The sequence below is a fragment of the Streptomyces sp. NPDC021749 genome (genome assembly GCF_040640655.1).
Taxonomy (GTDB): Bacteria; Actinomycetota; Actinomycetes; order Streptomycetales; family Streptomycetaceae; genus Streptomyces.
This window is the reverse complement of record NZ_JBFACE010000009.1, coordinates 237357-243884: the sequence shown is the minus strand read 5'-3', so window position 1 is coordinate 243884 and position 6528 is coordinate 237357. Positions and strand designations below refer to the sequence as shown.

6 protein-coding genes are annotated in these 6528 nt (G+C 67.4%); 2 read left to right on the top strand and 4 right to left on the bottom strand.

From position 1 onward, the window contains the following. The 4 genes from AB0G35_RS12340 to AB0G35_RS12325 form a co-directional block, all read right to left on the bottom strand. Positions 1 to 1097: IS701 family transposase (locus AB0G35_RS12340; protein WP_360947576.1), on the bottom strand; the 1097-nt coding region annotated here is incomplete at its 3' end. 81 nt (positions 1098 to 1178) lie between these two features. Continuing rightward, positions 1179 to 3143, bottom strand: a complete 1965-nt coding sequence (locus AB0G35_RS12335; protein ID WP_360947558.1) for a hypothetical protein — start codon at positions 3141 to 3143, stop codon at positions 1179 to 1181. Beyond that, the gene (locus tag AB0G35_RS12330; protein ID WP_360947556.1) at positions 3140 to 3931 is read right to left on the bottom strand and encodes a hypothetical protein; all 792 of its coding nucleotides are present in this window, start codon (positions 3929 to 3931) and stop codon (positions 3140 to 3142) included. Before AB0G35_RS12330 ends, AB0G35_RS12335 begins: the two co-directional genes overlap by 4 nt. Positions 3932 to 4149: 218 nt before the next feature. Continuing rightward, the gene (locus AB0G35_RS12325) at positions 4150 to 4500 is read right to left on the bottom strand and encodes a DUF3761 domain-containing protein (RefSeq protein WP_360947554.1); all 351 of its coding nucleotides are present in this window, start codon (positions 4498 to 4500) and stop codon (positions 4150 to 4152) included. A 212-nt stretch (positions 4501 to 4712) separates the two neighbouring features. Between AB0G35_RS12325 and AB0G35_RS12320 the strand changes: the two genes are divergently transcribed. Further along, the gene (locus AB0G35_RS12320) at positions 4713 to 5483 is read left to right on the top strand and encodes a DUF6333 family protein (RefSeq protein ID WP_360947552.1); all 771 of its coding nucleotides are present in this window, start codon (positions 4713 to 4715) and stop codon (positions 5481 to 5483) included. Between the two features lie 206 nt (positions 5484 to 5689). After that, positions 5690 to 6388, top strand: coding sequence for a hypothetical protein (locus AB0G35_RS12315; protein WP_360947550.1), 699 nt, complete (start codon positions 5690 to 5692; stop codon positions 6386 to 6388). Positions 6389 to 6528: the final 140 nt, after the last annotated feature.

The window sequence follows — 6528 nt, the reverse complement described above, 5'->3', positions numbered from 1 at the left end:
GCGGCCTCTGTCGCGCGGACAGCGGTCAGGTAGGCCAGGGCCGCCATGGCGAGGGTGATGTGCCGGTACCAGGCCCGGTAGTGCCGCACCTGGTAATGATCCAGGCCGCACTCGCCCTTGGCGGTCTGGAAGCACTCCTCCACCGCCCACCTGGCCCCGGCCACCTTGACCAGGTCTTTCAGACGCGAGGAAACCGGTCCGAAGCAGATGTAGTAGGCGATGTCGGTGGGGTTGCTGATGTTGCGGCGGGCCAGCACCCAGTGCCCGAACCCGCTGTCCTGCTGCGGCCTGAGGGCGGCACGGGCCCAGTGATAGATCCGCTGGCCGTGGGCGCCGGCTCCCGCCGAGAGCGGTTTCCAGGCCTGCTGGGGCCGGGTGGCGATCAGCTCGTCGACCCGGTACTGCCAGCCGTCGAGGCCGGTCACCGTGTCATTGACCTTGGTGGCCACCACATAGGCCACCTTGCGTTCTTCCAGCCAGGACCGAAAATGGCGGACTTGTCCGTATGCCTCGTCGGTGGTGACCCAGGCGAAGGGCACGGCCGCATCCAGGGCACGCTGCAGCATCCACTTCAGATGCTCGATCTTCGTGGCGAACTCCACCTCGTCGCCGATCTTTGCCGCCCGGCACCGGGCGCGATCCTCCGTCCAGGACGCGGGCAGATACAACTCGCGGTCGATCAACGCCCGCCCCCGGGCCGAGGCATAGGCCAAGAACGTGCCGACCTGGCAGTTCTCCCGCCGCCCAGCCGTCCCGGAGTACTGCCGCTGCACCCCGGCCGACTTGGTTCCCTTCTTCACAAAGCCGGTGTCGTCACCGATGAGGACACCGTCCCTGGCCCCGATGGTCTCCACGACGAAATCGCGGACATCGTCACGGACTGCGTTCTCATCCCAGTCCGAATGATTCAGCAGCCGCTGGACGCCGTCCGGGCGGAGCTGGCCGACCTGCTCGGCCAGCGTCCAGCCGTTCTTCCTCTCCAAAGGAGCCAGCAGGCCCCGCAGGTAGTCCAAAGCCCGGTCTCGTGGCTCTGACCTGCCGAAACGATGCCCGAACCGGGCATGCAAATCGGCTACACCCTCGGACCACGACTCGATCTGCTCAACCGTCAGCGACTTCTCACACAGTCACACCAACGAGCCCCAGCCCACACAGTCACACCACATGCGGTTGCAGTACTAGTAGTCGTCCTCGTCGTAGAACTCGGCGCGTTCGCTGACGTGCTCGTAGAGTTCGTCCACGAGTGGGGACTCGTCGGCCCACCAAGGGGTACGGGCGGGCTCACCGGAGGCGCCGGTGACCAGCGAGGGATCGACGGCGTCCATCCACGGGTACGCCTCCTCGTCGTCGAGTTCCTCGGCCGCGACCTCGTCGATCCGGCGGATCATGGGGACGGGTACGGTCGACTGCTGGTGCTTCACCATCCAGGTGTTGCGGAAGAAGTCGAACTGCAGGTGATAGCAGTCCTCCGACTCGCTGAAGATGATCGGCGGGACGAGGAAGTGCGCCGCACCGACCGTGGCCGCGACGTCGATGTAGTTGTCGGGCGTCCCGCCGGAATTCCAGCAGGCGGCGAAGTTCACGGGCGTCAGCGGCTCTTTGCCGAGAATGTGTATGTGGTTGCCGCGGACCACGAACTTCTCCGGGTCCAGGACCACGTCTTGTCCGAGCATCAGAATCGGCGCCGGCATGATGTGCGCCTTCGCGAAGGTCTGCGCGCGCTCGTAGAGATCGACGATCTCGTCGAAACGCGTGGCGTCGAACCTGCCGAGGTCGTGGAACGGGCAGCACACGTCGTCCGATTCTTCCCCGTCCGGGAAGAGGACCGACTTGTCGAACGAAGCGACAGGCAGGTCTGCGGAGGCGGCCGCCCCGGCGCGCTGGGCTGCGAGGAAGGCGGGAATCCAGGTGCCGTCCGCGCTTTCCGCCTCGACCACGGCCGTGTCGCACAGATCGCGGAACGCCGTGCCACCGATCGTGCAGTTGAAGTAGTCGAGCAGTGTGATCGCGGCGCATTCGGCCAGCGAGAGGGCGTCGCTCTTGGGGAACCAGAAATCGTAGCCGTTCGCGAGGAAATGCACGCCGCGGAACTGCTTGTGGACGAACGGCTCGCCGGTCTCATCGGGGGTGAGCCCGTGCCAATGCGCCGCGGCGACCTGGTTGTAGTACGCGTCGGCATGGCGGGCGAGTTCGGGTGCGAAGACGCTTTCGCCGGTCCAATAGCAGGCCTTGCTGAACAGCGCGCCGATTTCGGGGTCGTGCGTGACCTCGGGCTCGTGGAAGACGAGTTCGGTACGCAGGAAGACCTTGCGGCCGTCACGGTAGGGCGCGCCCTCGTGCTCGTACCGCTGGTCGAAGATCACGCAGGTGAGGGGCTCGATCTCGGAGACCGCCGGCCCTCCGACGAGGTCCAGGGCGGGCTCGGCGGAGCCTCCCGTGAGGTAGAGCAGGACGGTGTAGCGGGAGACGTGCCCGCGGGCGGCGTCGTAGTAGGGAGTGTCGCGGTGGTGAAGGAAGTTGCTGTCGCCGGGCTCGAAGCGATTGCAGCGGAACACCGGGTTCACATGCGAGAAGCCGTCGAGCATCGCCTCCGGCATCGCCGCCGACACTGCCTTGGTGAGGGCCTCGGCGAGGAGCGCCGAGTGGAAGATGAAGCGTTCGCCGCCGCGGGAGGAGGCGTTGAGCGGCGGGACGTAGAGGTTCAGCGAGTCGAGTCGTTCGAGGCCGGCGCGGGCGGCATCCGGCAGGTGCAACGACAGCGCGTACGCGTCCCGCCCGAGCTCGACGGGGTCGGCCAGTTCCAGGTCCAGGGGGACGGCTGTGAACAGGTGGTCCAGGGGAACGATGTTCTCGAACGTCCGGAACGACAGCTCGCGGGGATCGACGAAGACGGCGACCAGGTGCGGCGCGCCCTCGCTGGGCCGGGCGAACAGTTCGCGCACGTCGGCGTCGATGCGCTGGGCGTCGACGAAGCGCACCGATTTGTGGCGTGCGGTGGGGTGCCAGGAGATCGACAGACCGTCGAGCGTCATGGTGGGCTCGGTGTCGGTCGCGTCGACCTCGGCGCGGTAGCGGGCGACCTCTTCGTCGGTGGCCTCACCGGTCGAAAGGGCGAAGAAACGGTCGCGGAGTTCGGCGCTCACACGCTCCTCCAGTAGCTGCGCAGGGTGGTAGGGAGCTGAGGGGCGGAGGCGAGCTTCTTCACGCCGGCCTCGGAGACGTCGTCGCGGTACAGCAGCAGGCGCTGGAGTGAACCGACGAACGGTGCCGACAGGAGGGCGTCAGCGCCGTCCTCGCCGAGCGGGTTGTACCGGAGGTCGAGCTCGGTGAGGTCCCGGAAACCGCTCAGCGCGCGCACGCCCTCCGCGGTGACCTCGTTGCACTGGAGGTGCAGGCGCCGGACCCCGGCGAGGTGCGGGGCTGCGGTGAGGGCCGCCAGGCCGGAGTCGCCGAGGGTGACGTACCGCAGGTCCAGCGTCTCGATCCGACCGCTCCCGGTCGCGGCCGCCAGGGCCTGGACGCCGGGGTCACCGACGCGGAAGTACGAAAGGTCGAGCTCGACGAGCCGCCCGAGATCGAGGCTCGCGAGACCGTCGGCCTCGATGGGCGGCGGCATCAGCGGCCCGTTCTCGTCCCAGTGCTCCTCTTCGTGCCCCCACTCCTCGCCTTCCGGGTCATGAGCCGTCTTGATCCGCAGCGCGGTCACGAAACGGCCCCGCAGGGCCTCCGCTATCAACATCGGTGCCTCGTCGGTCCATTCGACGGCCACCTTCGTGGCGAACCCGAACCGACGCGCCTCGACGGTCACCCCCGACGGCAGCTCCGCGTCCCAGCTTTCCTGGTGCTCCGCCGACAACCGCTCTATCTCAGCGGCAAGTTGCTCGCGCTCGGCACCGCCGGCTGTGCACGCACGCTGTTCCCATTCGATCAACCTCCCTCGGTCATCGCCCCGTTGGTGCAGCACGTCGGCATAAGCCCGCCAGACGGAGACATCGTCGGGGCGCTCTCGCAGTCTGTGTTCCAAAGCCGTGGCTTCCATGCGGATCACCCTAAAGCCGCCCACTGACAGTCGAGTTCACCGCCCGAACGCGTCAACGCCCCCGTCCGCACGGCAGACGGGGGCGCAGTTCCCAAGGGGCTGTGGCTATCTCATTTCCACCAGTACTTCACGCCGCGGTGGTGTGAGCAGGTGCCGCTGGAGTGGCGCGAGTAGGAGTGGCTGTTGTCCTTGCAGCGCGCGGTCTCGTAGCGATCCACCGGCCTCTTCCCGACCTTCCACCCGCATACGCCGGTGGTGTGGTGCACGCACCTGTGCGCGGTATTCGTGCGCGGCAGCGTCGTCGAGGCTTCCGCAGTGCCGGCAGCTCCGAGAACCAGGGCAACAGCAGCCGCAGCCGCGGCTATTCCGTTCTTCAAGAAGTCCCCCCCACAGGACTGGTACTCAATGGTGCTCTTTGTCCGCCGTATCGTACATAGGCGTTGAAGTCCGCCGCCCGTCATACGGGAAATCAGGATTGCGGGAGTGGGGGGTCGAGCCGGCGGTGAGCCCATGCCCTTGCAGAGCGGTGGCCCGGCGTATCTGCCATGTGCGGGGTTACTGGGACGGCGGCGGGAGCAGTGGCTGCCGGTGGCGTCCCAAGGGCGTTGTCAGTGGCGGGAGTTACGCTCCAATCATGATGAGTGCGATGGGCGGGATGAGTGGAGCGAGTGGGATGAGTGAGACGAAGGACGAACGGGCCGGAGGGGGCCCGGAGGGGGGAGCGGGAGCCAAGAAGGGCACCGATGAGGTGGTGCCGAAGCTGGGCAGCCGTGCCGTACTGACCCTGCGTTTCCCGCCGTTCCCCGACCCGGGTGGTGCCGACGAGCCGGCCCTGGTGGCGCATGACCCGGTGCGTGCCCGCCGGGTCGTCGAGGAGCTCGGCACCGTGGAGGAGGTGCTGGAGCAGCTGCCGGACCGACCCCTCGCGGACGTGCCGGATCCGGAGGTGCGCGCCGACCTCGACCTGGTCGTGGTCGGCTGCTGGGGCAACGTCGTCCACATCACCGACCCGGCCCTCGGTGGGGACCTCCTTACGTATGCCATGACGGAGGAGGTCCGGAGACAGCGTGAACGGCATCCAGAGGCCCGGATCGTCGGGTCGGTCGACATGGACTACGGCAACAGCTACCTCGAAGACGTGGTGGACCTGCCCGGCGGCGAGCGGGCGTACGCCGGGGGGTGGGACTGCGACGACGAATGGGAACTCGATGGGGACCCGGAAGAGGTGTTGCGTGCCATAGGCGTGGATCGCGAGGCGGCGGCGGAAGCGGGCTTCGACCTCGATGAGGAGCCTTGCGACCGTTCCTGGTCCGATCTCGGGACGCTCGCCATCTGGGGACGTGGTCCCGGCGCCGGAGCCGTAGGCCGGAAGGTTTCCGTCTTCCGCGTCCGTCGCACGTCGGGGGCCGCGTTCGACCTGGAGGAGATCTGGTTCGGACGGTGAGTCAGGGCGGCGGTCAGGGGAGCGGACAGGCGGACAGGCACGGCGTTGCGGGTCTGCTCCCTCGATGACCCTGAACCAAAGGGAGTTGATCGGATGGCCCATGCCCCAACGGACGCTGGCTGCAGAGACGATTTCGCCCGCCCCGGTGCTTCCGTAGGTTCGTTGCGGCCATCACAAGCATCACTTCCGCAACGGGAGGAACCCCTATGCTCACCCGCACCGCGGGCCGCCGCCTTGCTACTGCGGCCATAGCCGTCAGCGCCTCGGCAGCGATCCTCGCTCCCACGGCGCATGCCGCCGACGCATCCGAGATCGCCGCGAAGAAGCCCGCCAAGCTCACCGTCGGGTCCTACCAGGCGTACCTGAAGAAGCAGAAGACGCCCGAGGCGAAGAAGACCCTCAAGGCGTTCAATGCTCTGGCCCATGGTCAGCAGGCGACCTTCGTCAAGGACCTCCAGAACCGGAAGATCTACGAGGCCCTCCTCGGTCGGGTGGAGGGGCGCGTCGGCCAACCGCGCACCCTCATCGACCCATACAACGGCGAGGTGCGTTTCGTCACCAAGGCCGCCACTTCCGTGGGCAAGGACAAGCGCCGCACGACCGTCGTCCGCTTCACGGTGACTGAGGAAATCTTCAAGATTCCGGTCACCTCCGAGACCATCAGCATCGCCTACCCGACCGCCGGCAACGGCCCGAGGCGAGCCACCGCCGATGCCAAGGTCTCCAATGTGAACGCGGCCCTCGCCATCTCCCACAACCGCGTCAGCGTCCTGGGCTTCGGCGCCCAGACCTACTGGTCCGCCGAGCCCCAGGTGGCCTCCTTCGGCAAGCCCGTCTACAAGAAGGAGCACGTCCTCGGTGGCCGGCTCACCTACCGGGCCAGCCTGACGAGCAACGAGGACTGAGCCGCCCCCCGCTTTCCTTCCTTGCGGAATCGGTCATTCCCCAGGAGTCGTTACTTCTCTGAGCACCGGTCACTGTGAGGCCCGGGACGCCGCGTCCTGGGCCTCACGCGCGCCCGCATCAGGGGGACACCTCCCTACGC